25 protein-coding genes and 1 tRNA gene are annotated in these 25,305 nt (G+C 61.9%); 14 read left to right on the top strand and 12 right to left on the bottom strand.

Features of this window, described 5'->3' with window-relative positions; translation table 11 throughout:
* Positions 1 to 60: 60 nt before the first annotated feature.
* The gene (locus RX327_RS24335; RefSeq protein WP_317247355.1) at positions 61 to 336 is read left to right on the top strand and encodes a hypothetical protein; all 276 of its coding nucleotides are present in this window, start codon (positions 61 to 63) and stop codon (positions 334 to 336) included.
* 64 nt (positions 337 to 400) lie between these two features.
* The gene (locus tag RX327_RS24340) at positions 401 to 1,246 is read left to right on the top strand and encodes a Ku protein (protein WP_317247356.1); all 846 of its coding nucleotides are present in this window, start codon (positions 401 to 403) and stop codon (positions 1,244 to 1,246) included.
* Between the two features lie 9 nt (positions 1,247 to 1,255).
* Here the strand turns inward: RX327_RS24340 and RX327_RS24345 are convergent, their stop codons facing one another.
* From RX327_RS24345 to RX327_RS24365, 5 genes are all read right to left on the bottom strand, one after another.
* Positions 1,256 to 1,438, bottom strand: a complete 183-nt coding sequence (locus RX327_RS24345) for a hypothetical protein (RefSeq protein ID WP_317247357.1) — start codon at positions 1,436 to 1,438, stop codon at positions 1,256 to 1,258.
* A complete protein-coding gene (locus RX327_RS24350; RefSeq protein ID WP_317247358.1) occupies positions 1,435 to 1,734 on the bottom strand; it encodes a hypothetical protein in 300 nt (99 codons plus the stop codon). Before RX327_RS24350 ends, RX327_RS24345 begins: the two co-directional genes overlap by 4 nt.
* Before the next feature lie 9 nt (positions 1,735 to 1,743).
* Positions 1,744 to 2,067, bottom strand: a complete 324-nt coding sequence (locus RX327_RS24355) for a hypothetical protein (protein ID WP_317247359.1) — start codon at positions 2,065 to 2,067, stop codon at positions 1,744 to 1,746.
* A 79-nt stretch (positions 2,068 to 2,146) separates the two neighbouring features.
* Positions 2,147 to 2,602, bottom strand: a complete 456-nt coding sequence (locus RX327_RS24360; RefSeq protein WP_317251312.1) for an Hsp20 family protein — start codon at positions 2,600 to 2,602, stop codon at positions 2,147 to 2,149.
* Between the two features lie 542 nt (positions 2,603 to 3,144).
* The gene (locus tag RX327_RS24365; protein WP_317247360.1) at positions 3,145 to 4,803 is read right to left on the bottom strand and encodes a recombinase family protein; all 1,659 of its coding nucleotides are present in this window, start codon (positions 4,801 to 4,803) and stop codon (positions 3,145 to 3,147) included.
* Positions 4,804 to 5,288: 485 nt separating this feature from the next.
* Here RX327_RS24365 and RX327_RS24370 point away from each other — a divergent pair, with 485 nt between their 5' ends.
* The 5 genes from RX327_RS24370 to RX327_RS24390 all read left to right on the top strand — a co-directional run bounded on the left by RX327_RS24370 (position 5,289) and on the right by RX327_RS24390 (position 9,618).
* On the top strand, positions 5,289 to 5,456 hold the full coding sequence (locus RX327_RS24370; RefSeq protein ID WP_317247361.1) for a hypothetical protein: 168 nt from the start codon (positions 5,289 to 5,291) through the stop codon (positions 5,454 to 5,456).
* A gap of 147 nt (positions 5,457 to 5,603) precedes the next feature.
* Complete coding sequence (locus RX327_RS24375) at positions 5,604 to 5,993, top strand: hypothetical protein (RefSeq protein WP_317247362.1); 390 nt, start codon at positions 5,604 to 5,606, stop codon at positions 5,991 to 5,993.
* A gap of 453 nt (positions 5,994 to 6,446) precedes the next feature.
* Complete coding sequence (locus RX327_RS24380) at positions 6,447 to 7,031, top strand: acyltransferase (RefSeq protein ID WP_317247363.1); 585 nt, start codon at positions 6,447 to 6,449, stop codon at positions 7,029 to 7,031.
* Complete coding sequence (locus RX327_RS24385) at positions 7,024 to 8,982, top strand: acyltransferase family protein (RefSeq protein ID WP_317247364.1); 1,959 nt, start codon at positions 7,024 to 7,026, stop codon at positions 8,980 to 8,982. Before RX327_RS24380 ends, RX327_RS24385 begins: the two co-directional genes overlap by 8 nt.
* A 330-nt stretch (positions 8,983 to 9,312) precedes the next feature.
* Positions 9,313 to 9,618 (top strand): hypothetical protein, encoded by a 306-nt coding sequence (locus tag RX327_RS24390; protein ID WP_317247365.1) that lies wholly within the window; start codon positions 9,313 to 9,315, stop codon positions 9,616 to 9,618.
* Between the two features lie 644 nt (positions 9,619 to 10,262).
* On the opposite strand, the gene RX327_RS24395 is transcribed toward RX327_RS24390, so the two are convergent.
* Positions 10,263 to 11,681: an adenylate/guanylate cyclase domain-containing protein gene (locus tag RX327_RS24395; protein WP_317247366.1), complete on the bottom strand. Its 1,419-nt coding sequence runs from the start codon at positions 11,679 to 11,681 to the stop codon at positions 10,263 to 10,265.
* A 247-nt stretch (positions 11,682 to 11,928) separates the two neighbouring features.
* Between RX327_RS24395 and RX327_RS24400 the strand changes: the two genes are divergently transcribed.
* On the top strand, positions 11,929 to 12,258 hold the full coding sequence (locus tag RX327_RS24400; protein WP_317247367.1) for an IS5 family transposase: 330 nt from the start codon (positions 11,929 to 11,931) through the stop codon (positions 12,256 to 12,258).
* A gap of 447 nt (positions 12,259 to 12,705) precedes the next feature.
* Here the strand turns inward: RX327_RS24400 and RX327_RS24405 are convergent.
* A tRNA-Gly gene (locus RX327_RS24405) sits at positions 12,706 to 12,779 on the bottom strand.
* Positions 12,780 to 13,270: 491 nt separating this feature from the next.
* On the opposite strand from RX327_RS24405, the gene RX327_RS24410 reads away from it, so the two are divergent.
* The gene (locus tag RX327_RS24410) at positions 13,271 to 13,657 is read left to right on the top strand and encodes a YciI family protein (protein WP_028335390.1); all 387 of its coding nucleotides are present in this window, start codon (positions 13,271 to 13,273) and stop codon (positions 13,655 to 13,657) included.
* A gap of 75 nt (positions 13,658 to 13,732) precedes the next feature.
* Here RX327_RS24410 and RX327_RS24415 read toward each other — a convergent pair whose 3' ends face one another.
* Together RX327_RS24415 and RX327_RS24420 are read right to left on the bottom strand one after the other, a co-directional pair.
* Positions 13,733 to 14,155 carry a hypothetical protein gene (locus tag RX327_RS24415; protein ID WP_082190602.1) on the bottom strand — a complete coding sequence of 141 codons (423 nt, stop codon included), beginning with the start codon at positions 14,153 to 14,155 and terminating at the stop codon, positions 13,733 to 13,735.
* 72 nt (positions 14,156 to 14,227) lie between these two features.
* Positions 14,228 to 15,025, bottom strand: coding sequence for a lytic murein transglycosylase (locus RX327_RS24420; protein WP_317247368.1), 798 nt, complete (start codon positions 15,023 to 15,025; stop codon positions 14,228 to 14,230).
* 355 nt (positions 15,026 to 15,380) lie between these two features.
* Here RX327_RS24420 and RX327_RS24425 point away from each other — a divergent pair, with 355 nt between their 5' ends.
* On the top strand, positions 15,381 to 15,611 hold the full coding sequence (locus RX327_RS24425) for a hypothetical protein (protein WP_225160192.1): 231 nt from the start codon (positions 15,381 to 15,383) through the stop codon (positions 15,609 to 15,611).
* A 108-nt stretch (positions 15,612 to 15,719) separates the two neighbouring features.
* Here the strand turns inward: RX327_RS24425 and RX327_RS24430 are convergent, their stop codons facing one another.
* A complete protein-coding gene (locus RX327_RS24430) occupies positions 15,720 to 15,947 on the bottom strand; it encodes a hypothetical protein (protein ID WP_016843397.1) in 228 nt (75 codons plus the stop codon).
* Positions 15,948 to 16,009: 62 nt separating this feature from the next.
* Positions 16,010 to 16,306 carry a hypothetical protein gene (locus RX327_RS24435; RefSeq protein ID WP_050384793.1) on the bottom strand — a complete coding sequence of 99 codons (297 nt, stop codon included), beginning with the start codon at positions 16,304 to 16,306 and terminating at the stop codon, positions 16,010 to 16,012.
* A gap of 334 nt (positions 16,307 to 16,640) precedes the next feature.
* On the opposite strand from RX327_RS24435, the gene RX327_RS24440 reads away from it, so the two are divergent.
* The 3 genes from RX327_RS24440 to RX327_RS24450 all read left to right on the top strand — a co-directional run bounded on the left by RX327_RS24440 (position 16,641) and on the right by RX327_RS24450 (position 20,147).
* Positions 16,641 to 17,036: an NUDIX hydrolase gene (locus RX327_RS24440; RefSeq protein WP_317247369.1), complete on the top strand. Its 396-nt coding sequence runs from the start codon at positions 16,641 to 16,643 to the stop codon at positions 17,034 to 17,036.
* 1,254 nt (positions 17,037 to 18,290) lie between these two features.
* Positions 18,291 to 19,604 carry a chloride channel protein gene (locus RX327_RS24445; protein ID WP_317247370.1) on the top strand — a complete coding sequence of 438 codons (1,314 nt, stop codon included), beginning with the start codon at positions 18,291 to 18,293 and terminating at the stop codon, positions 19,602 to 19,604.
* A gap of 342 nt (positions 19,605 to 19,946) precedes the next feature.
* Entirely contained in the window at positions 19,947 to 20,147 is a 201-nt protein-coding gene (locus tag RX327_RS24450) for a hypothetical protein (protein WP_050384791.1), read from the top strand.
* Between the two features lie 78 nt (positions 20,148 to 20,225).
* On the opposite strand, the gene RX327_RS24455 is transcribed toward RX327_RS24450, so the two are convergent.
* Positions 20,226 to 21,416, bottom strand: coding sequence for an adenylate/guanylate cyclase domain-containing protein (locus RX327_RS24455; RefSeq protein WP_317247371.1), 1,191 nt, complete (start codon positions 21,414 to 21,416; stop codon positions 20,226 to 20,228).
* A gap of 603 nt (positions 21,417 to 22,019) precedes the next feature.
* On the opposite strand from RX327_RS24455, the gene RX327_RS24460 reads away from it, so the two are divergent.
* A complete protein-coding gene (locus RX327_RS24460; RefSeq protein ID WP_317247372.1) occupies positions 22,020 to 25,274 on the top strand; it encodes an autotransporter outer membrane beta-barrel domain-containing protein in 3,255 nt (1,084 codons plus the stop codon).
* Positions 25,275 to 25,305 lie beyond the last annotated feature (31 nt).

A 25,305-nucleotide genomic window follows, 5' to 3' on the forward strand; every position in this document is an offset into this window, starting at 1 on the left:
GGAAGGGACCGTTGACGCAGGTGCTATAACTGGTGACGTCGATTGATTCGAGACCACGTCATGAAGAACAATGCGCAACGTCGCCTGCCGCTGCGGGCCACCCGTCCGGCTTATCGGAGCCTCGAAGGCTGGGCGCTCGGCATGCTGATCGAGCACCACGCCGTGAGGGAGTGCGAACACCACGGTCATGCCCTCGATCGCAGCGACCCCGATGCGCGGAACCGGGCTCGTGAAGCGGCGTGGAACCAGCCCTTCCCGGGCGCCACGCCGGAAGAACGCCAGGCCGCGATCGATGACGTCCTGCGCGGAATCGGTGATACCTGCCCCGACTGCTAGCCGAGACTCCACTTCGCTGACCGGCCTCCTATATTGATACCATTCAGTGTAGGGAGTTTTGAGTATGGCCCCGCGCGCCAATTGGAAGGGCTTTTTGCGGTTATCCCTGGTGACGTGCCCGATCGCACTGTTCCCGGCGACGTCTGAATCCGACAAGATCAGCTTCAATCAGATCAACAGGAAGACCGGCCACCGGATCAAATATCTGAAGGTCGACGCCGACACCGGCGAAGAAGTTGACTCCGACGACATCATCAAGGGCTACAAGGTCGACACCGACCGATACCTCGAAGTCACCAAGGACGAGCTCGAGAACATCGCCCTGGAATCGACGCGAACCATCGAGATCGACGAGTTCGTGCCCAGGAGTGAGATCGACGATTTGTATCTCGTGCGGCCCTACTACATCGTCCCCGATGGCAAGGTCGGCCACGACGCCTACGCCGTGATCCGCGAAACCATCCGATCGCTCGATAAGGTCGCCCTCGCCCGCGTGGTTCTGACCAACCGCGAGCACGTCATTTCGCTCGAGGCGCGCGACAACGGGCTGATGGGCATGCTGCTGCGCTATCCCTATGAAGTTCGCGACGCCGCGGAATATTTCGACGACATCCAGGATGTGAAGATCACGAAGGACATGCTGGAGCTGGCCAAGCATATCGTCGAGCAGAAGTCCGGCCACTTCGAACCGGAGAAATTTGAAGACCACTACGAGCAGGCGTTGCAGGAGCTGCTCGACCAGAAGCGGAAGGGCCAACCGATCGCGGCGACACGAAAGCCCGCGCCGAGCAACGTGTTCAACCTGATGGACGCCCTGAAGCAGAGCATCCAGGGCGGCGGCAAGGCGGCGCCAGCGAAATCCACCAAGGCGAAGAAGGCGCCCGCCAAGCCGCGCCGCAAAGCGGGCTAAGGTGATGCCTCACGCAGCGCGTGTCGATTGATCGCCGTGATCGAGCAACTGGCTTAGTAGTCGGCGTTCTTCCTCGATCCTCCGTCGATAGCGCTCGCGCTCTTGTTCCGAGGTCGCGCTGTCCAGCAGGAATTGATAGTGACCGATGACTTTTTCGCTGCCTCTTATGAGCAACCGCTGCAGCCCAGTCATGGCGTGATCTCCTCGCAAGCTGCGCGATCGATCGAGGGCAGTGGCGGAATGTCGGCCACGACGCCTTGCATCGCTGTGACTTCTTCGGCGAGCCGTCTTTCGATGAATTCGCGCTCGAGGTCGGAGAGCCGGGTCTGCAGCAGTCGCCGATACCGATGAATGTTGTTGCGATGAGCGCGCAGCTGTTCAAGCCGGCGGTCGAACAGTTGTGAGCTCCGGTGCCTTGCCTGTCCAAATCTTGACCGCCAGCGTTCCTCGAGCCGATCGATGACCTGCTTCGGTAGCCTATCTGTCATCTCGTGCTCCTATGCAGCCAGGCAGCGGTCGACGGAGCGCAGGCGCGCAGGCCGGCCGCCTGGCGGATGGCGCGGATCGCTGTCGAGCGCGCGAAGCGCTTCGAGGATGTCGCGGACAGGAACGGGTGCTTTGAGCCCCTTGGGCGCCCGCAAGGCGGGATTGGACGCTACGGCGCTGGCGTCCGAGGCCCAGGATGCCAGGAGAGCGCGCTTCTCGGCGAGGCTCAGGCGAGAATCCCGCACCACATCGCGCGGGGTCTCATATTGGTGGTAATCGCAAATCGGCAGATGAAAGCCAATAACGTTATGAGCAGGCGCGGTCGTCGGCCGCATGGATGCCTCCGTTCGAAAGACGAGATGCTGAGGAGGCGGAGCCGCGACCTGTTCGTCGGACGCGGCTTCGCCATTTCGGTCAGGCGGCGACGCTTTCCAGCTGTCGGGGCGCCGTGTTCGACGCCGCATTGATTGCGATGCGTCGCGGCTTCATCGTCTCCGGCACTTCGCGCGCCAGCTCGATCCTGAGAAGCCCGTTGTCGAACGCCGCGCTCTTGACCTCGACGTAGTCCGCCAAGCTGAACTGGCGCTTGAACCTGCGCGTCGAGATGCCCTGGTAGATGTATTCGCGCTCGGCCTTTTCGACCTTGACGCCTTCGACAGTCAGAACATTCTGCTCCGCCGTGACGGAAATTTCGTCGGGGGCAAAACCGGCGATCGCGAGCACGATCTGGTACCGGTCTTCGGACAGACGTTCGATGTTGTAGGGCGGGTAGTGATCTTCGCCGGCCCGATGGGCTGCTTCGGCGAGATCAAAGAGCCGGTCGAATCCGATGGTCGACCGGAACAAGGGAGAGAAGTCGTACGTGCGCATAGCCAAATCCTCCATAGAGCAAGATGGATATGAACGGCACCGGACACGACCGGTGCCCGTCTCGCCTGGCCCCGAGGGCGACCAAGCCCCAGCCTCCGCGATGGGGCTGGTGCGACAAAAAATAAAAATCGGAGATGCCTTGTCAAGAACCCGGTCGAAAAAATTTTGCGGGTGGGGACCGCTAGATGCGCCGGGACCGATGTAGGGCCGTAGCTCAGCGAAATTGGGAAACCGTCCGATGAAGACGAAGGGTGACCGCCCTACTCCAACCCCGAGAAAGCCGCTCGCAGGATCATGGAGCACGCGCGAGCGTTCGAGCCAATCCAGCAAGGCCGGATCTACATCGAGAAGATCAACTATCCGATGCTCTAACCAGGAAGGCGTCGCCAGCCGAATACTGGGCCGGCTTACAGCATGCGATCGGTCAAGGCTGGCTCGAATACCATGAGAGCGGGACGTTCGTGCGGAAGACGCCGGCAGGAAACGACCCGCTTGCTCGAGATGCGCGCTCCGGCCGACCATCATAGCCGGCGACCCTTGACCTACTCGTTGTAGGCGCGCGCAGGGCGCCTGATAGTCCTAGCGGCTTCTCTCCGTCGGCAACCGTTTCGGCCCTGCTCGGGAAGAGCGCCCTTCTTGGCTACGCGTCTGGTGATCGCTCGTATAATCGCGTCTTCAGTCTTGAAGCGCAATATCCCGCGACGCTCGCGCGTACTGTCTGAAAATCTTATAGTTTGTCCGATCCTGCCATCAGTTGGCACTAACACGTAGTCAAGCACGGACGTGTTGGATTTCGATAGTCTGATGGCAGCAATCCAGCCCGCAGGAAGGTGCACTTCTCGCTCAATCGACCAGCGTTCCGAATACTGTTCTTCGGGCTTCGGAATCCAACGCGCTGTTCGAATGGAGATGCTCTCGGAGCCCACGACACGCAGACAGTTGGTCCAGCCGCCCGGAACGGTGCGACATCCTGCCTTGGCTATCGCATAGGCAATTTTTGATGTGAGCTTGCTTCTCGCCTCTGCCCATAAGGCACGGGTGTCTAAATATCCGTAATTGCGCTTCGGGGTGTAACCAATCAAACGATAGAGATTTCTCACTGTGCCGAAGTGCGCGCGGACGGTGGCAATACAGGGCAGGCCGACGGTCCTGTCGATCAACTTAGGGCTCAATCGACCTTCCTTGTGCAAGACCTTCCGAAACCTTTTCAGCATCTCTTCTTCAGTGAGATCAACGCGTCGTTCTTCGATGATCTTTCCAACTTTCCGGAAGGTGTCGTGGTCGATGATCGGCTCAATACAGCCGTCCGCCCTAATCCACTCCTCCGGTGGATTTTTCTTGAGACCGCGCCGCAGTTTATTGGATCTTTGGTTAAAGATGAGATTGCCAATGTAGCGCTCGTTCTTCAGAATCCTCGTAACTGATGAACAGGCCCAACGACCGCCCTTGCCTGCCGGGATATTTTTGTTGTTCAGCTCCCACGCGATCAACGATTCGGATTTGACTTCCAGGAACCGTTGAAACATCCACCTCACAATGGCGACTTCCTCAGGTGGTCCTGGTCGGACCCGGATGTGGTCCGTAGTGAGATACTTTAGATCACCCTTCTTGAGCAGGCCTTTCGATCGCCGCTCCTGGTCAACCAGCTCGCGCGCCAGCCCATAACTTGGGAGGCCCCCAGGCATGTATCCAAGGCGCGCAAAGCGACACTGTCCGGCGAAAATCTTTGCTGAGAGTTCGCGACTATACTCAGCCGCCATCACCCTCTTGATGTTCTTTACGATGGTGGAGAGCATGCTACCGTTGTTGTCGAACTGCTCGGCGCAGTATGCGACTTTGATGCCGGCCTGCTTGCAAATGAACTCGTAGTGCGCGCTTTCGTCGGTATCCTGAAATCGCCCCCACCGACTCACGTCGTAGACTAAGATGTGACCGAAATCGGCTTTCCCAGACTGCACGTCTTCTATGAGCCTGATCAGACCGGACCTGTTTTTTAGTTGGAGACCGCTCTCCCCTTCATCACGATAGGTTTCGACAATCGTCAGGTTGTGGGCGTGCGCGAATGTGGCGATCACAGCAGCCTGGTTCTGGATCGAATATTGCTGCCGTTCGGTAGACATTCGAACGTATTGCGCCGCGCGTAGCGCTCGGTTGCGCTCCGCCAAACTCGTGCCCTTGCGAACGACAAGCGAGTTGGCCATAGTCCGGCATCCGGATTGGGAGCCCCACGAAGTATAGCGCCGGACGTCCGAGCGAGAAAGTGACGGCGGGAAAGGCTGCGCCCCAACGCGATGCCCGTAATTCTGACGACCGACGCGGAGCGGGACGTCTGGATACGTGCGCCATGGGACGAGGCGAAGGCGCGGCAGCGACCTTTGCCGGACAATGCACTTGGGATCGTGATGCGAGGGCCGGACAAGGAAGATCAGGTCGCCGCCTGACCGGCGATTCGCGATACCCGCCCTGGATACCTATCTTCCGGGCATGCCGATCACCCGCAAGCCGCTGGAAATCCCGCCGGAGGTCGCCCGGACGTTCGCGGCCAACATGCGTCGGTTTCACGCCGAGTACAGCCCGCTCAGCGGGACGAGATCGCCGCGGACACGAGGCACCTGCTCCTTGAGCATATGCCGAAAGGCGCCATGCTGCGGCTTGCCGATGTCCTCGAACTGTTCGAGCTGATGCGATGAAAGATGCCTTCGACACATGGTGGGAATGGGCCGGAAAGCCGCTGGATAGCTATCTCGCAATCCCGGTCGAGATCTGGCGCCCTGTTTCCGAGCTCTCACCTGAGGATCGACTTGACCGGCAGAAGGTCAATGAAGCCGTGGCGAGGCACAAGGAGCCCGGCTGAACCTGCGACACTTCGCAGCATCAACTGAAATGATTAGAAATAAATCTTGCGCTAGGCCGCTCAGGGAATTCCATGCCCCTTTCTTAGGCGCTAAATTGGTTGAGTATTTTCTGCACTGCAACCATTAATTAATGCCTAGGGAACGCCGTGAGCGTTAGAACTTTCCTGCCTTATCTGCTTGCCTACGCCATCGGTGCTATTTGCACGTTTGGTATTTTCTATCGTGACCAACAGCAAGTCCCGTTAGGTCGAAAGCAACTCGTTGCCACGATCGCATGGCCTGTTTGGTGGCCAATCGCAAAAGGTTTAGCTGGAATATTTGACGCAATCGATCATGTGGCGCTCGCCACAGATGGAAGGAAGATGATCTCATTGGCGATCGGCCTTTTCGCAGGTGGCCATTGCCTGTCGAGCGGCTGGGGCGAATGTGTCGGCACCGTTGCCTGCACCGGAGTTGTCGCAATGAGTGCTGCCGTATTCTTGCCGCCGCTCAATTTCATTTATGTGACGTGGCTCGCGATGCAGCCACTTCTGTGAAGATCGTCAAGTAGACACCACGTTGAGTGCTTTATTCATCGATCGGGCAACCATCGCCCCGGCTCTCATGATTGCCGTTGGCTTCCTGCTGGTGCTTATCGGGCTCATAGGCGCAATCCGACATCGCCGCGATGAGGAAGTCCAGGACGAGGAACTGTCGAGTCCGCCGCGGCCACGCATGGCGCCGCTACCGAGACTGCTATCCACTGAACGATCACAAGACGAAAAGAAGCCCGACGCGGGCTAAGGCGCCTTGAGGGCAACGAGGCCGGTCATTGGATCTCCATAGAAAAAGCCGCCCGGAGGCGGCTGGTTGCTCTACTAAGGGGTATGGTGGTACGAAGGAATTATGCAGGCCGACACCTCACGCTTCCCGCGAGACCCGCGCATCCTCCCGTACTGGAAGGTTGTCCTGAAATCGACGTGGCTATTCCTCAAGGCCGATATCAGGCGATGGTTCAGGTCAACTTAGGCTTTTTGGCCCGAACGCTGTTGGGTCGCCCAACCTGCCTACTCGACCGAGGAGCCAAACTAAGCCGCCATGCTCGGATACTGAATGCTCGCAAAAGCAGCGAACATATCCGCATAGGAGCGGGATCGTTTGTCAGCGGCGAATTGTTTGTCTTTGCGCATGGCGGCGATATCGAGATTGGCCGAGACTGCTTTATCGACAGAGACGCACGCATCTGGTCAGCCGCTTCAATCAAGATAGGCGACCGGGTCGTGATTGGGCCGGGCGTTAATATCTTCGACAACCTGACGCACCCCTTATCCGCCGCCGAGCGGCATGCCCAGATCCGAAGCATTTTCACAGTCGGCCATCCCACCGAAATCAACTTGGACGAACGCCCCGTATCGATCGGCCGTGGCGCGCAGATCGGCGCCGGCGCCATCATTCTCCGAGGGGTAAGGATCGGAGAAAACATCGTCGTTCCGCCCGGCTCAATTGTGACCAAGAGCCTTTTGGGTGGCTCTAATATGGGTTGCGGTGGGTTGAGCGGGGGTGGTAGCACCACCCCCGCAGGGCTCAATGAATAAACACTCCTACCGTCCAGACATCGATGGGCTGCGCGCGATCGCGATCGGCACGGTGGTCCTCTACCACGCGTTTCCAACCGCGCTCCCGGGCGGATTCATCGGCGTCGACGTCTTCTTCGTTATTTCCGGGTTCCTCATCTCCGGCATAGTGTTCTCCGAGATGGAGGCCTACCGGTTTTCGTTCCTGCGCTTCTACATCCGCAGGATATGTCGAATTTTCCCAGCACTCGCGCTCGTACTGATCGCGACCTGCGCCGTCGGATGGCTGTGGCTGCTGCCCGCAGAATGGCAACGCCTCGGCCAAGAGATACGCGGCGGCGCGTTCTTCTTCGCAAATTTCGTCTTTCTCGGGCAGGCCGGTTACTTCGACCAGGCTTCGATCCAGAAACCTTTGCTGCATCTCTGGTCTCTTGCCATCGAGGAGCAGTTCTATCTGGCGTGGCCGGTCATCGTCCTTCTGTTCTATCGTAGCCGGTTCGCGCTCGGCGCCCTGATCTGGGTCGCGCTGATCGCGTCTCTTGTGCTGAATCTTACGAGTGTCGCGAGCGACCCGGTGAAGACGTTCTACATGCCGACCACCCGAGCATGGGAACTGCTGATCGGCTGTCTCCTCGCCTTTCGTTCCGTGTCGTCGGGAACCGCCACAGCGCGATTGTTTGCGGCCGTTGAGCGGGTCTATTCGCCCGATCTGCGCGCTCTCTCTGGCCTCGCCCTCATCGCCATTGCCGCAACTCAATTTGACAGTCACCAGCTCTTTCCCGGCTGGCGCGCCATTTTCCCGACCGTCGGCGCCGCGCTGCTGATTTCGGCCGGGCCGACCGCCTTCGTTAACCGCGTCCTCTTGGCAAATCCCGCCGCGGTATTCATCGGCTTGATCAGTTACCCGCTCTATCTCTGGCATTGGCCAATCTTGTCGCTCGCGGCCATCTATCGAGGCGGCACCCCCGGCACTGCCGAGACCTGGGCGCTCGTCGCCGCCGCGGTCGTCTGTGCTACCGCTACTTACTATCTGATTGAGCGGCCAATTCGATTTGGAACGTCCGACACCAAGCGATCCGCAGCAGCCGTGCTCGCTACACTGTGCATCGCGATCGGACTCGCCGGGCAGCTGATCGCGTCGGATCACTTCACCTCGAATTCCCAGAGGTATGGCCTCGATCGCATCGTCAACGCCGCAAGCGAATGGTCCTATCCGACCGACGACCTTGAATCCCTCGGATGGAAGGGCTTCGTTCTACGCAAATACGAACCCCTGAACGGGCCGCATTCCGTGCTGTTCTTCGGGGACAGCAACATGGAGATGTACTGGCCGCGCGTTCAGGCGATCGGTGCGCGGGATCACCTCAAGCAAGACAGTATCTACTTCTTCACTTACGGCGGCTGTCCACCCATACCTGACCTGACGGATGTCCAGCATCCCTATTGCGCCGGCTTCGTCGATGCAGCCAAAGCCGCGATTCGCGACAAGGACATCAAGACCGTCGTACTCGGCGCGCATTGGTGGGGGTACCTCAACTCCGCTTCGCCGTATCGATACAAAGATCAGAGCGCATCAAAGCCCGATGGCCGCACTGGCGCCATCAACGCGCTGGCGGCGATGGCAAAGGAGTTCACGCAAGAAGGGCGAACGGTTTTTGCGATCATGAACATCCCGTACTCTGGGTTGATGAGCCCTCCGAGCATGATCCGACGCAAGCTTACGTCCTTTGAGATCGTTCCGAGCCCGGTCGAACTAACAACGCAACGCGAGGGCCTGAGCCTCACAGAAACACTTCGCAACGCGCTCGACGCCGCTGGGGTCAAGATCATCGACCCCATTCCTAGCCTTTGTGACAAGGAACGCTGCCCGACCCTCACGCAGGCTGGAGACCCCATCTATCGAGACGCTATGCACTTGCGGCCCGCATTTGTGAGATCGAGCGCTACATTCCTCGATCAGACTTTGCAATAACCCTATGGGCCAGCAAAAAAATGCACGTCTTGGTCAACGTCCCGCGTCAACCGACAAATCATCTGCCCGATCTCGGCTCGATCGCGATTTGAGCTATCTCGACTTCGATTAGGAAAAACTCGACCGGGCTCGGGAACGTCAACGGCTCGCCGTGGTCCTAGCCGTCTGTCAGTGTCTGCTTCTCGCCGTGACTAAGCTGCTTCCCGCATCGAGTTAGGCGCCGATAGCAACGCGGCGCAGCGCGCCTTCTGGACCCGTGGCGGACGACCCGTTAGCCGTAACGGTGCGTCGGGACAATGGGGCGGCGATCATGGCGGCGGCCGGCATATCGTGCCCCGCCCCTACACCAAGAGCTCGCTCAACCAGGATTTCCGCGCCGTGCGCGAGCTCGCCTTCGCCAAGGCCGAGATCCGCCAGCTGCAAGACATGCGCCGCTCGGGCGCGGTCGAAGGCGACGCCGGCGGCGGCACGGTCGAGGATCAGTCCAACAAGATGGCCAACACGGTCGACCGCAACAAGCAGCTGCGCAAGACCTATAACCCGGTCAACGTTGCCAGCGTGCGCCGCTTCGACCAGGCCCGCGCGATCGGTGCCAAGAAGCTCGAGGCTGCCGAGCAATCTCCGACCGCCCCGTGACGCTGGCGTCGCTTGCGACGTTGCTGAGGATAGGCGCGTAGAGGAGGATTGTAACCTGACGGGGTAGCCCTCGACCCGTAGTGAGAACCGCCGCGCTGCCGAAAGGCCGCGCTGGCGGCCGCATTCACCGTTGAGGCAATCGCCGCTGGCGTTTCGGCCTTGCGTGACTGCGTATCGGGCTCTCGAGGGTCCTGCCTGACGAAGAAATTGCAGCTAAAACTTAGCGGGTGCGAGATTGCCCAAATGCCTCTCGGTACTTCTTAAGTGCGGCGCGACGGTTCTTATGGACATTGGCGCGGCGGCCGGATGGGCTTTTAACCGCAGACGCTTTTACATCGGCTTTTTTTAGCGGATACATCACTGCTGGCGTTCTGAACCTTCTGTTCCTGTATTTGCTTGAGCGTGAATGTCTGCTGTGTGACGGCTTCCAGCAGTTTCTTTGCATCATCACCTGATGATTTGTTGCTATCGTACTGAAGGTAGGTCTGGATGAGAGCCACCAATAGCGCAAGAGCAGGAAGACCTAGGGCGCGTACTCATAAAGCTTTGCCAATGTCCGCTTCGCTCCGCTACCGACGGCCTTTGTGCAATCGCAGCAAATGACACGTTGGGCCAATTCCGGACTCCACCCGCTGACTGGCCATTCAATGATTACCACCGTCGATAACGCGGAGAGCCGGTTGGCCTGCCGTGAGCGGCACGTTGTAGGTAACGACCGGCTGGGTGAGACCCTTCAAAGCAAGCGCGCCAAAAGGTTCAGTCGCAACGCTTCCTTTGAGTGCCACATTGACGCGCTGACTGAGCAGAATTTGGCCGTCCTTGGCCTCGCCGCACAGCCGCGCCGCCACATTGCACACGGTGCCAATCGCAGTGTATCCGGAGCGCTCGGAAAATCCGATCTGGCCCAGGGTCGCGTAACCTTGGGCGATGCCAGCGCCAAAGCCCAACTCACGACCTCGCTCGCGCCAGGCCGCGGTCAGCGACGACGCAGCCTCGCGCATCGCGATGGCCATCTTGACCGCGCGCTCGGCCGGGTCGGGGATCGGTACGGGGTCGTTGAAGAACACCATGATCCCATCGCCGGAGAACTGGTCGAGCGTCCCCTCGAACTGGCTGACGAGCGGACCTAGCGCGCCGTGATACTCGCGCAGGAAACCCAACACCTCCTCGGGCTCGGCTTTCTCTGTGAAGGCGGTATAGCCGCGCAAATCGCAGAACACGACGACGATCTCGCTGCGGTGGCTTTCGAGGATCTTCTCATTTCCCTGCGAGACGATCAGTTCGGCCAGTTGCGGAGCGAGGAAGCGCTTCAGACGTCCGACCCGGCCCAATTCCTCGACTTGCTCGGCGACACGCGCTTCGAGTCCCCGATTAAGCTCCGCCACTTGATCGGTCCGGGCGCGCAGTTCCTTGAGCAGCCGCGTGTTCTCGATCGCGATCACCGCCTGTGCAGCAAAATTTTCCAGCAACTTGACCTGCTTGTCGCTGAACTCTTGCACCTCCCTGCGGTAGACGGCAAAGGCGCCGACAAGCTCGCTCTCCTTGAGCATCGGCACAATCAGAACGGTGCGGGCTGCGGCGACCTTGTAGATCAGATCGTCGGGATGCTCTGTCGCAATATCGGCAATGTGAACCAGCGCCTTGATCTCGACGAGGCGCCGCAGCGAAGGCACCCCATCAAACGGCGCGATGAAGTGTGGCGGCGTTTCTTGGTCGGGCGCATACAATTGCGGCACGTTTTGCGCGGCCATTCGCGCCACTCGCCGCAACCTGTCGCCTTCGTACAGGAGCAGCGTCCCAAAACTGGCGCGGCAGATGCGCACGGCATTTTCCAGCATGGCCTCGAACACCGGCCCAAGCTCGCCAGGCGAACTCGCGATGACCTTCAATATCTCGGCCGTAGCCGCTTGCTGCTCGCGGGCCTCCTGCAACTCTTTGGTCACATCGGAGATCGGAGAAATGCGGCGCCCATTTTTAATGGGCTTTTTGCGGCCGCCCGTGGAGTTCGCCTGGCGGGTTTTCGCCGCGCCCCTCTTGCCTCTCGTTTTTGATGGCCGCGCCATATCTCCCCCGGGGGTCCGGAGGCGCATCCTATCGGGTCAGGCCACAATTATGGAAGGGCAGGTATAACCAGAATTACCCCTTGCCAAATGGCGGCCGATGTCGGCTCCGGGTCATTTTCGACGGATTGTCGGTTGGTTGATGTCCGCTTCTGTCCATAAGCGCTGAAGCCCGGGCTGGCCGGCCCGAGAGACCGTTGCGTTCGGCCAGAGCCCCGTGATTTAAGCTCCCAAACTGGGGGCTCGAATCATGCGCTACGAACTCGCCGATTATGAATGGAGTACTATCGAGCCGATGCTGCCGAATAAGCCGCGAGGCGTCCCTCGGGTGAACGACCGCCGTGTCCTCAATGGCATTTTCTGGGTCTTACGCTCCGGAGCACCCTGGCGTGATCTGCCCGAGGCGTTTGGTCCGTACACCACGTGCTACAACCGATTTATCCGCTGGCGGCGAGCTGGCGTCTGGGGCCGCATCATAGACGCACTTGCAACTGCCCACGACGCCGCTGTGCAGATGATCGACACCTCATGCGGCACTATGGCGCAAACGCCACAAGCGGAAATCGAGGCTGGTCCCTAGCTCACGGGGGTATCCGTGACTAGGAGGAGCGCCGTGTGGCGGCCGCGCGGCTTGAAGAAGAAGCGAAAGCAGCAGAAGGGCAGCATTCGAACAGTTTCAGGGGGATTGCCAAGCTTGGGAAAACGCCGCTGAAAATTCAAACTGAGACAACTACCCGAAGTTGGGTCACGAGTGCCCATGCTGCTGCCTTGCGGCGACGCCAAGCCGCCGTATCAAGGCGCTCATCACACTGCCAAAAACCATAGTGCAGTCATCGGATCAGCAAGATGGCGTGCTGGCGGTTCGGATGCCGCATAATTTGCGCAGCCATACCTGTTATCCCCACAGAGCGGTCGGCAGTCTTATGGCAGGCCAGTCCATCGCGCCGCGAACTGTGGAAGCAACTGTGTAATCAAGCAACGGTATAGCGCCCAATCACTTGATTTGACTCTTATTTTTTCGGCACTTTGGAGCGGGTGAAGGGAATCGAACCCTCGTATTCAGCTTGGAAGGCTGCTGCTCTACCATTGAGCTACACCCGCGTCGGCCGATCCCCTAACACGGCCGGGCGGCGGTCTCAACTGCCCCGGGGTGCGTTCTGTTCTCCGGTAAACGAAACCATTTCGCCGCAATCCGGCCGGTTTCCCGGCGCGGACGGGCCGGATGCGGCCTTAACAGCGGCGGATTCGGCACCTATATTCGAAGTCCCATCAACAACGAAAGGAGGTGATCCAGTGTCTTATCTCAAGCGCTGTCACCTCGCTGGGATCGCCCGCTGAGCTTTGACTAAAGCTTGGCATCGGGGCGCTCTCAGCCCTGGACCAGCGAGCCATCAAAATCGGGGGCGCGGCGGAAGCTAATCCGCCGCGCCTTTTTTGCTGTTTTGGCCTGCGCGATTCGCCGCCGCCATGCCGGACGGCGGGATACCTTGTCGCAACACAAAGACCGTCCGATCCGCTACAGATGAAATGTCGGCTCGGATCGCCGCGAGACGTCCTTGGGCCAGTCGCATCAGAAATAAGGAGCCCATCAGATGCTTTATGCCATCCTGGCCTATCACGTCGAAGCCGAGGTCAAGTCGTGGAACGCCGAGGAGGACGCTGCCGTGATGACGGGTCTGCGCGAGGTCCATCAACGGCTGAAGGGCAAGCTCGGCCCGGCTGCGCGGCTCGGCGATACCCGCAACGCCAGCACGCTGCGTGGGCCCGGCCACGGCATGGTGATCGACGGGCCGTTCTCCGAAACCAAAGAGCAATTGCTCGGCTTCTACGTGATCGATTGCGCCGATGAGGCGGAGGCGATCGCCGCGGCGCGCGATCTGCGCAGCGTCAACCCGTCGGCGGTCTACGAGATCCGCGCGCTGAAGCTCTACATCCCCGGTGCGCCGTTTCCGGAGACTGCGGGCCCGCGCGACGCGTAGCGCGCGTGATCCCCGCGCAAACGGCTTTGGCGTTTGTCGCGAGGGAAACCGCTTCGCACTCTTCCGGATCATGCCTTAGCGGCTGGAGCGTTTCGGCAGCTTCGGAAGCTTGCTCGGGTCGAATTTCGGCAGCGGCAGATCCGGCGGCGGCTCGGGTGCCACCTCCTGGCTCGGAATCAGCGTCACCTCGAAGGCGAGATCGGGTACGGCGTCCGCCCTGCCCGTGCAGGTCGCGATCGCGCCGGTCCAGATGCCCTCGAGCCGCACCACGAGGTCGTCGGTGCCGAACACGGTCGTGCCGTCCCTGGAATGCCGCTGCGTGGTGAGCACGGCGGAGAAGCGCTCGCCGTCGACCTCATAGGTGCCACTGTAGAGCATGACCGCGTCGCTGCCCCACAGCCTGCCATCGGCGACGTGCACGATGCCGGTGCCGTCCGCAAGCGACGTTCGAAACCACGCCGCGTAGGTGCCATTCTTGAGCACGGAGCCGGTCTCCATCTGCTCCCGTTTCACAGCGCACGATCTGGGCACCGTTGCGTTAACAGGCGATGAAGGAACTCGCGCCTGCGCTCATTGGCCGTCGATCTGCCGTCCCATGATGGCGATCGCCTTCTGGTAGACGCCTGCCGCGTTCCACGCCTCGATCGCGGCGAAGTTGGGTTCCCCGGGCTGATAGCCGGCGCCGGCGCGCCAGCCATGGGCGCGCAGGAAGTTCGCCGTCGAGCTCAGCGCGTTGGCCGCGACTTCGAGGTTGCCGGTGCCGTAGGCCAGAATGCTCTTGGGCATGAACTGGGTCTGACCGACCTCGCCATGCATGGAGCCGCGGGTTGATCCCGACAGCGTACCGCGGTCGATCAGCTTCAAGGCTGCATAGAGCTGGTCGGTGAAGAATTCGGGCCGGCGGCAGTCATAGGCAAGGGTCGCGATCGACGACAGCATGTTCTGATTGCCGCGCTGGCTGCCGAAGCCGGTCTCCATGCCCCAGATCGCGATCAAGGGTCCCGGCGGGACGCCATAGCGCTGCTCGATCGAGGCGAACAAGGCGGCATGCGACTGCTTCAGCGATCGGCCGCGCGCTACGATGGTCGCAGATCCCCGCTTGGCCATGAACTGCTCGAGCGACAGGCCGAAGCTGCGCTGGCCGCGATCCGCGGCAATCGTCGCACTGGCATAATGGGTCTGCATCAGCGCGGCGATCGCGGTGGCGCCGATGCCCTTGGCGCTCGCCTCGCCCGAGAACTGCTGCTTCCAGGCTTCGAACCCGCCGGGCCCGTTGCCGCACTGCGCCGCGTTCGCCTCAGCCCCCAGCGTCGCAACCATCACGACGATGGCGAGCGCCGACGTCGCAACCTGCCAGCCCCTTATCATCCAAGACCTCCTCCGCAAATATGCCGCCGCCCTCGCGGGCGCGGCGCTGACGATGGCCGGATTGACATGACCCGGCGATGAACGATCCGCCTCAGATTCGGCCGCGAACCGTCACGATATGTCGCCGGCAGCGGATTGGCCATCCCGGCCGCCTCAGGCAGGCCGGGACATTTGGCCCCTGCGCCCGGAAGGTGTCATGCGCCGGGCATGACGACGAACACGGCGTGCGTGACGATGTGTGACGATGCAGATCGCGCGTGAGAAGTGCGAAATCCGGTGGTGAATGGCGTGCGATGTAGTAGGTTCTCCGCGGGGACGGCGGCCCCGCTGTCCTCCAACTTGGGAGGCGATGGCTATGATGAAGACCCTGTCACTTCTAGCGGTCCTGCCCTTTATCGGCGTCCTGTCGATGTCGACGGGCCACGCCGCATCCACATGCTCGACCAGCAATTTCGGCATCTCTGCGGTACCGTGCGGAAAGCGGTATGCGGTCAGCTACGAAGCCTGCCGGAAGTACGTGATCGAGCATGGCGCATCGCCCGCCGAATCCTGGTGGTACTGCAGCAGTCAAGGCTACACGAAATAGCCGGCACTTCCTGAGCGAGGCCTTATTTCCTGAGCGAGGCCTTTCGCCGGCGCGGACAGCGCGTTGAGCTGCCGCGGCGTCGAACACGCGTGCCTGCCGATCCGCGTGTTAAGGCACGTCGCCTCGCCTCACCGGGCCGACAGTCTGCGGCCGGTTGAGGAAGAACTCGCGGTTGCCGAGCGCGGCCTCGGCATACTGGTCGATCGCCACGATGATCGCCTGCACGTGGTGAAAGCACCAGCCTTCCCGCGTCGCCATGTGCCGGACCTCGGCCAGCGCCTTGATCCAGGGCGCGTGATCATCGCTGTCGTGGAAATACCGAAGCGGCTCTCTCATCTTTCCTCCGGCACATCACGTCTTGCAGCTCGGCGCGCAGCCGCCGCATCCCGAGCACTCGGTCATGCACGCGCTTCGCCGGCGACGAGCTCTTGCTTCACTGGGCGAATGAAGGCCGGGGTCGCGGCGCGACGGCGCGGTGCAACGCTCGCATGCACGATGATCGGATCGCGGTCGCCCAGGACGCCCCGCTCCTCGACCAGGCGGCTCATGACCAACCGCATCTTCAAGAGGTCCCCGGCGACGAAGGCGCAGTCCTCATCGCGGTTGATCTGCTGGCGCATGATGGCTTCGGCCTCGAGCATGCTGACGCGCAGCGCCCTGATCTGCCTGCGAATTTCGCTGATACGGTTGTCCATGGCGTCCTCCTATTCCGGTGGAGGACAATTAGAACAAAACAAGAACATTGAGTCAAGCGGTGCACCCGTCCTGGGGTATCGTGATCACGACGCAACCGGGTGAGTTCCGGTCACGGCCGTAACAGCTTCACGAATTCAACGTAAGGTGCCGGACATCAAGCGAGATCAAGGAAGCTACGGCGAAGCGCGCGCAGCGAGGATCGCCGCCGTCAGAGACAAACGGCCGACACACGACTGTGGAACAATGCGGCATCGAACTTGTCTACACAAATAGACAAGTTAAAATGGGTCGATTCTATTTCGATCATTGCGCAGCAAATGCCCAAGTCCTCGAATGCCAAAGTCCTCCAAGCTGGTAGCCGCGAAGCGCGGCAAGGTTCTTCTGGTTAGACGCCGATCTGACGGGCTGTGGATGTTCCCCGGCGGGCGCAGGCGTGCGCGAGAGACCGGGAAGGATTGCCTCAAGCGGGAGATCAAGGAGGAGCTTCCAAAGCTGAAGCTCGGCAGGATCACCCTCTGGAAGGAAGTGAAGACGAGGAACAAGCGCTCCGGCCGCAAGATGAATGACGCGATCTTCATCGCCAAGTCCGCCAAGGGCAGGCTGGCGATCGGCGACAAGAAGGAGATCGACCGCGCCGCCTGGCAGAAACCCCGCGGCATCCGCCTGACGCCGACCTCGCGCTACATCCGCGACCGCCTGTTTCCGCGAAAGCGGCGGCGCCGGAGATAGGCGGCGGGATCATCGCGGCTTGAAAGGCCGCGCTTCCACCCCAAAGAAACGGCCCCAGCGAGGGGGCACAAGCTGGGGCCGCGAGTTACTGTGATCGTCCGGGCGCTGCCGGCAGGGACAGCACCGAACCTGTGACAATCATGCTCCGCGGCGTCGGTTCCTGGACGGAGGGCCTGGGCTTTTTATCCGGGCGACATCACACGTTATTTATCCGCGCTCGCTGACCTGCAATTTGACGCGACGTAAGTTTGTTTAATCGTTGCGTGGAGTCATGGAACCGAAGACCGAGATTTGCCCGAAGTGCGGGCACAAACTGGAATTGGCATTGCCTCCGGGCGGCAAAGGCGACCGCCTCTATCGGTGCTTCAATTGCGGAGGCCCGGACCCTCTGAAGGATCACACGGCGGACGGATATCTGCGCGGTCTGAAGCCCCCGGAAAAATAACACAGGTTAGTCAGCAACACCGTACTGATCCGGATTTCTGAAAAGATAGGACGGCCGTAATACAACCCTGCCGGCGTTGCCGTTCTTTGCAGAGCATTTTTTCACGACTGAGTTGTTACAGACCTATTGTAACCGGCAGAAAAGGGCCGTCGATGCGACGGCCCTTTTCGATTCAGCGCCCGTGTCTTTCGGGCGGCATCAATCCCGGTGACGACAGCCATACTCCGGGAATATCTGTTCTACCCAACTCGGTACCGGGCAAAGAATGAGGCCGCGAACCGGCGGTCTCCTTAATTGAGTGGCCCCAGCAACCTATGGGGGCCTGGGAGGGCAGGCGCTGGGGCCGTCTACCGGCCCGGTTGGCGCGGTCGGGCCAGGTGAGCTTCCATCAAATGAATAGAGCAACGGCAACCATTGCGATTGGGCAAAGTCCCAATACGACGATGCCCGCTCGAACAATCACTTCGGACATGACATGCGCCCTTCAATGGGGCGGTCAAAATACGCCGCGGCGGAAGCCGCGCAAAGTGCAGTTTGTGCCAGATTTTCCGCGTCCCTCAATCATGCGTCACGGCGGGAAAGGACGCGCCAAGGCGGAGTCGTTGAGACACCAAAACTCACGCGCGAGCCTCCTGGAGATCGCCGAAGAGTGAGGCCTCAGGCGGTATCGCGGATTTCGGCCCTGGAGTTTGGCGGCTGCGCCGGCACACCGTGCTGATTTCTTCAGCTTCGCCTACCGCCGACGCGTGCTAGGAATGACGCGATCCGCTTCGTATCGGACCACGACATGAGCTAAGAATTCGTCCAAAATGACCTTCCCCTCCAACCGCCAGAGGCGGCTGCTCAGACTAGTCTCCGCGCGTTGGCAGCGCCGCGCCCTGTTCTTGCTGGGCGGCATTGCGGTCGGTGCTGCGGCCGTCGCGCTGGCACAGCTCGCCGATCTGGCGCAGATTGCGTTTGGCGCGGTGGTATCCCGTTTCCATTATGCCTCGCTGCTGCTGACGCCGGCCGGGTTCGCGCTGTCGGTGTTTCTGACCAACCGCTTCTTTCAGAACGCGCAAGGCAGCGGAATCCCGCAGGCGATCGCCGCACGCCATCTGACCGACCAGACCGCGCGCGAAAGCCTGGTTTCGCTGCGCGTTGCGGCCGGCAAGATCCTGCTCACGCTGTTCGGCCTGTTGTGTGGCGCGTCGGTCGGGCGCGAGGGACCGACGGTGCAGATCGGCGCCTCGATCATGTTTGCGCTCGGCCGCTTCTCGCCGCGGCGCCAACCCGGCCTGATCCTTGCCGGCGCGGCAGCAGGTGTCGCGGCCGCCTTCAACACCCCGCTGGCAGGAATCGTGTTCGGCATCGAGGAAATGAGCCGTGCCTTCGAGACGAGAACCAGCAGCCTGATCATCGGCGCGGTGATCGCTGCCGGCCTGACCTCGCTCGCGCTGATGGGCAACTATACGTATTTCGGCACCAGCGCGACGGCCCTGCGCAACGGCACCGACTGGCTCGCAGTGCCGCTCTGCGGCGTTGCCGGAGGTCTTGCGGGCGGCCTGTTCAGTCGCATCCTGATCGCGATGGCGCGCGGATTTGCCAATCCGGTCGGACGCGCGATCAAGCGTTATCCAATCGGCTTTGCCGCGATCTGCGGATTTGCGGCTGCGATTTGCGGGATTGCGTCCGACGGCGCGATCTATGGCACGGGATATCAGCAGGTCAAATCCGCGCTCGAAGCCGGAACACAATTGCCGGCGAGCTTCAGCGTCTGGAAATTCCTGGCGACCACGTTCGCCTCGATCAGCGGCATGCCGGGCGGCATCTTCGCGCCCTCGCTCGCGGTCGGCGCCGGGCTCGGCTCCAACATCGCGCCGCTGTTTCACGGCGCGCCGCTGTCGGCGATCATGCTGCTCGGCATGGTCTCGTACTTTGCCGGCGTCGTGCAGGCGCCCATCACCGCGTTCGTGATCGTGACCGAGATGACGGACAATCACGGCATGGTCGTGCCGTTGATGGCGGCCGCGCTGATCGCGCACGTGACCTCGCGAATGATCTGCAAGGAAGGCGTCTATCACGCCCTCGCCAAGGGCTTCGTCGAGCGCGCTGCGCCGGCGCAGAAGATCACCTCGATCTGAATTCCGGGCACCACGGGAAAACGGCCCCGGCATCTCGCGTTGCCGGGGCCGTCCTATTCCATGCTCACTCACGCCGAACCGCCGGTGCCGATAATCAGGCGGACCCTCTGGGCCTTGAAAATTTCCTTAATGAAAAAGCCTGCCCAGCGCCCGAATGATTCGCGCGATCCGGCGTTCCGGAAAATAACGCGTGTGAATCCAGCCTGAATAAATTTAAGCCCGAAACAAACGGAATGTTTCAGTGACTCTTCATGCGTGAACGGAGTTCCGGGGTTCCTCGGGGAGCGGACTTGTCGCGGCGACGTTGGTCTATGGGCAATCCCTGAGAAAGGGGGAAGCGCCATGGTCGAGAACGTCATGACCAACGCCACTTATTGGCGGGACCGAGCCGCCAAGACACGTGCCAAGGCGGATTTGTTCAGATATCAAAACTCACGCGCGAACCTTCTGAAGATCGCCGAAGAGTACGACCGTCTGGCCAACTATGCCGAGCAGCAATTGCTGCGCGCACCGACGGTGAACCTGTCCGGCCAGTCTCCTTAAGGCAGGAGCCTTTTGGACATTGGGCCGTCTCAGCCGGGACGTGCGCCGCACGTTACGCTGCTTTCGGCCAATCGAGCCTCAGCCCCGATACGCAAACAGATCGATCGGCTCGTTGAAGCCGCGCACCGCGTGCTGGCCGACATGCTCCAGCGCGAACTCTTTCTCCACCAGCTCGGCGAAGGCGCGCGACAGCAGCACCTTCTTGCCGATCGTCTTGGTCAGCGCCTCGAGGCGGGAGGCCATGTTGACGGCCGGGCCGATCACGGTGAAGTCGAGCCGGCTGGTCGATCCGATGTTGCCGTACATGACGTCGCCGACATGGACGCCGATGCCGTAGTTCAGCGGCGCGCGGCCCATCATGCTGTTCTTTTCGTTCAGCGCGGCCATGGCCTGCCGGGCCTCGGCCACGGCATGCAGCAGGTTCGCGCAGGCGTCGGGCGCGCTGAGCGGGAAGATGGCGAGCAGCCCGTCGCCGATGAATTTCAGGATCTCGCCGCCGTGCCGCGCAATCGGCTCCGACATCGCGTCGAAATAGTCGTTGAGCAGGTCGATGACATCGTCGCGTGGCCAGTTGTCGGAGATCTTGGTGAAATCGCGCAAATCGCAGATCATGATCGCGGCGCGCACCGTCGTGCCGGTGCCGCGCCTGGTGGCGCCGGCCAGGATCAGCTCGCCGGCATGGGAGCCGACATAGGTCTCCAGCAGCGTGCGGGCCAGGCGGTTCTTGATGCGGATCTCGCTGACCAGCGCCAGCACCGGCAGCACCTTCTTCAGGCCGGCGATATGCGCAGCGTCGAAACCGCCGGGACGGTCGGTCGCGAAGGTGACGATGTGCCGCTTGCCGAGCGTATGGTAGAGCGGCCAGGCGACATAGTCGGTGAGGCCCTTGGCGCGCATCTCGTCATAGAGGGCGTGCTTGCGGCCAGGCGCCCGTTCGAGCCGCTCGCGCACTTCGCCGGCGCCCTGGTGGATTTCGTAGACCGGGCTGCCGATATATTCCGAGCGCTCCCTCACCTCGTAGTCGACCCGCGTGATCTCGGCCTCGCGCTTGCCGTCGCCCCAGATGATCCGGGCGCCGAGCCATTGCGGATGCTGGATCAGCAGATTCATCGTCGCCCGCTTGAGGGGAATACCCGTTTGCTGCAACCGGATGCACAGCTCGGCGAAGATATTGTCGATGAAGCGCTCGTCGCGGGTCTCGTTGGTCAGCCAGGCCACAACGTCGCCGCCAGACTGCGGCGTGACGGACTCGATGTTGGGGGCGTTCATGGCTTGCTCCGGAGCGGCGGGTGGGATTGGCACGCGATATGTCGTGCTTCTGCCCGGCAACGTCAACGCCGCCAGCGGTAACGTGATCGGGCGCCCGGGTGGCCCAGGCGGTAGCCCGACCACTGCGGGGCGCGTTGCCAAAATATCGAAAACAACCCCATGCAAAGTAGCCGGCGATGGCCGGCCCTCGACCAGGCTCCTTGACACGTCGGGCAACTCACGGGTACTTTTCCAATATTCCGAAATTCCGCGGACGCACGCTCGGCCCCGGCAGGCATATGGCATTTGCGTGCTTCTGTAACCAGACGTTTCCACGTCGTCATGGCCAACAGCCACATGCGATAGCCCTGCCTTTCAGGGCGGAGCCAGACGCCGCTTGAGCACGAAACCGCGCCCCGCACGCACTCAACTGGTTAGCGATCGATTAATTGCAGCGCGCGGACGTTGCATCGCGGGCACACTGCTTGCTGTTTCGCATGGGGAACACCAAGCTTCATTTGTTTGCTCACAGTGAGTCACATAGCGTGACGCACATCCGCGGCTGGCGAAGGTTTGCCGGAATGCAACCTGCCTGGCGGCGGCAAGAACAAGGGGCTGAGCACCATGCGCGAATGCATCGGGGCTACGACGATCGCACGACACGTTGGTGACAATCCACCCAATCCACGCCTGACGTCCCGCACGCGTGCGCACTTCCACCGCCTGCTGCTGATGAGCGCCTCGGTAGTCGCGCTCTCGGCGCTGATGCCGGGCTCAGCGGCGGCGCAGACCTGGACCGGCGCAACCAGCAACAACTGGACGGTGGGCTCGAACTGGAACACCGGCACGGCCCCGGCCGGCGGTGCGGTCAATATTGTGCCCGGCTCAAACGTCGTCCTCGGCGTGAGCCCAGGGGCGACCGGCACGACCAGCACGCTGAATGTTCGCGACCTGGTCGGAGGCACGACAAATCTCACGATTCAAAACGGCAGCACGCTGACGAGCACTACCGCTTCGATCGGCGATGTCGCAGGTGGCATCGCCACGGTCACCGTGACAGGGGCCGGCTCCCGGTGGAACGCCAGTACGATCAACCTGTTCGCTGGCGCCACAAGCGTGCTCAACGTTACGGACGGCGCGACCGTCTCCGTCACAAGCAGGCTCATCGTCGGCACGCCGGCCGGCACTAGCACGGCCACCCTCAACATCAGCAACGCCACGGTGGAGAATCGCGGCTTCGGCATCAGCGTTGGCAACGCACGGGGCCAGGTCAATTTTGACAACGCCACCTTCCGTGCGGCCATTAACACCTCCAACATCTCCAACGGAACGGCCGACCAGAACAACATCGCCGCGGGCGGACTGACCGTCGATAGCAACGGGTTCCTCGTCCTCCAGGCGAACGGCTTCAGCGGCGTCGGCGGATTGACCAAGATCGGCGCTGGGACCTTGCGGCTCAGTGGCGCCAGCACCTACATCGGCGACACGCTGATCCAGCAAGGCACGCTGGCACTGACGGGCGCAGGCGCGATCAGTCTCAGCCGAGTGGTCGACAACGCAACCTTCGATATCTCGGCAATATCCGCCGTGCCAGGTATAGCCGGCATTCAAAGCCTCGCGGGCACCGGCACCGTCACGCTCGGCACCAGGACGCTGGGCATCATCAATGCGAGCGACAATTTCGCCGGCACCATCAACGGCAGCGGCGGGCTGGGCCTCACCGCCGGCACGCAATTGCTGTCCGGCGTCAACAGCTATAGCGGCGTGACCTTTATCGCAGGCGGCACCTTGGCGCTATCAGATGCGGGCTCGATCGCAGCTTCCAGCCAGGTGATCGCGAACGGCACGTTTAGCATCGCCGGCCTCTCCGGCGCAGGCACCAGCATCCAGCGGCTGTCGGGCTCAGGCAGCGTCGATCTCGGCGCCAAGACGCTGACGCTGACCGCCGCGAACGACACGTTCGCCGGCGTGATCGGCGGCAGCGGCGCCCTGACGCTTGCCGGCGGCACACAGACACTGTCCGGCGCCAACACCTATAGCGGCGTGACCACGATTTCCGCGGGCACGCTGGCGCTTGCAGGGGCTGGCGCGATCAGCAATTCCCGCGTGGTCGCGAATGCAGCGTTCGATATCTCCGGCCTCACGGGTGCCGGCACCAGCGTCCAGAGTCTCGCCGGCTCTGGCAGCGTCACGCTCGGCGCCAAGACGCTGACGCTGACCAATGCCAGCGACAATTTCGCGGGCGCGATCGGCGGCACCGGCGGGCTCGCCCTGACCGGCGGCACGCAAATCCTGTCCGGCGTCAACACCTATAGCGGCGCGACCACGGTGAACGGCGGCACGCTGCAAGCCGGCGCGGTCAATGCGTTCAGCGCCGCCTCCGCCATCACCGCCGGCGCCGGCACCACGATCGACCTCAACGGCTTCAACCAGACCATGGGCGCGCTCAGCAATGCCGGCACGGTGCGGTTCGGCGCGGCGCCCGGAACGACGCTGACGGTCGCCGGCAATTATGCCGGCAACGGCGGCACGCTGCTGTTCAACACCGTGCTCGGCGGCGAAGGCTCGGCGACCGACCGCCTCGTCGCGGGAAGCACGTCGGGCACCTCGACCGTGCGGGTCAACAATGCCGGCGGCGGCGGCGCGCAGACCGCCGACGGAATCAAGCTGATCGACGTCACCGGCGCCTCCAACGGCGTCTTCGCGCTGGCGGGCGACTATTCGCTGCAGGGCCAGCAGGCGATCGTCGCCGGCGCCTACGCCTATACGCTGCAGAAGAACGGCCTCGGCACGCCGACGGATGGCGACTGGTATCTGCGTTCCAGCCTGGTCAATCCGCCTGGTGATCCGGCCGCACCGGCCAAGCCCGCGGGCCCGCTGTACCAGCCCGGCGTGCCGCTTTACGAGAACTACGCCCAGGTGCTGCTCGGCATGAACGCGCTGCCGTCGCTGCAGGAGCGTGTCGGCAACCGCTATTGGGGCGGCAGCGGCGGCCCGAGCGAGGCGATGGCGCGGATGGGCGTCACGCCGGCGGCGCAGACAGACAGTTCATGGACGCAATCGGCATTCTGGGGCCGCATTGAGGGCGGTCAGGCCGAGTTGCGGCCGTCGAACACCACGGGCTCGAGCATGAACAGCGATGACTTCAAGGCGCAGGCCGGGCTCGACGGCCTCGCGCTCGAGAACACCTACGGCCGCCTGATCGTCGGCCTCACGCTGCAATACGGCCTGACCACGGCTTACGTGAATTCGTTATTCGGCAACGGCCGCATCCGCGCCGAGGGCACCGGCGTCGGCGCCACCGCGACCTGGTATGGCGACAACGGCGTCTACATCGACGGCCAGATGCAGACCATGTTCTATCGCGGCGATCTCACCTCCGATCTCGTCGGCAGCATGACGCATGGCAATGAAGGCTTCGGCTACACGTTCAGCATCGAGACCGGCAAGCGGATTGCGGTCGGCAACGGCTTTTCGCTGACGCCGCAGGCGCAGCTTTCGTATGCAAAAGTCGGTTTCGATGCCTTCGCCGATCGCTTCGGCGCGCTGGTCTCAATGCAGGATGCCGAGAGCCTGCTCGGCCGCGTCGGGCTGTCGCTCAATCATCGGAAGAACTGGAGCGACGGCGCCCGCTCCGACCTCTACGCGATCGGCAACCTGCACTACGAATTCCTCGACGGCACCAACGTCGATGTTGCGGGCACCGGCTTCGCCAGCGCCAACGATCGGCTCTGGGGCTCGATCGGCGGCGGCGGCAGCTACAGCTGGGCGGGCGGGCGTTACACCGTGTTCGGCGAAGCTACCTACCGCGCCAGCCTGCAGGATGCCGGCGACAACCACAGCTACAAGGGCACCGCCGGTTTGCGCGTGGTGTGGTGAGGACGGAAGGTCAAGGCGCGATGAGATTGGG

Origin of the sequence: Bradyrhizobium sp. BEA-2-5 (assembly GCF_032918025.1) — a bacterium.
In the GTDB taxonomy this organism is placed as follows: Bacteria; Pseudomonadota; Alphaproteobacteria; order Rhizobiales; family Xanthobacteraceae; genus Bradyrhizobium; species Bradyrhizobium pachyrhizi.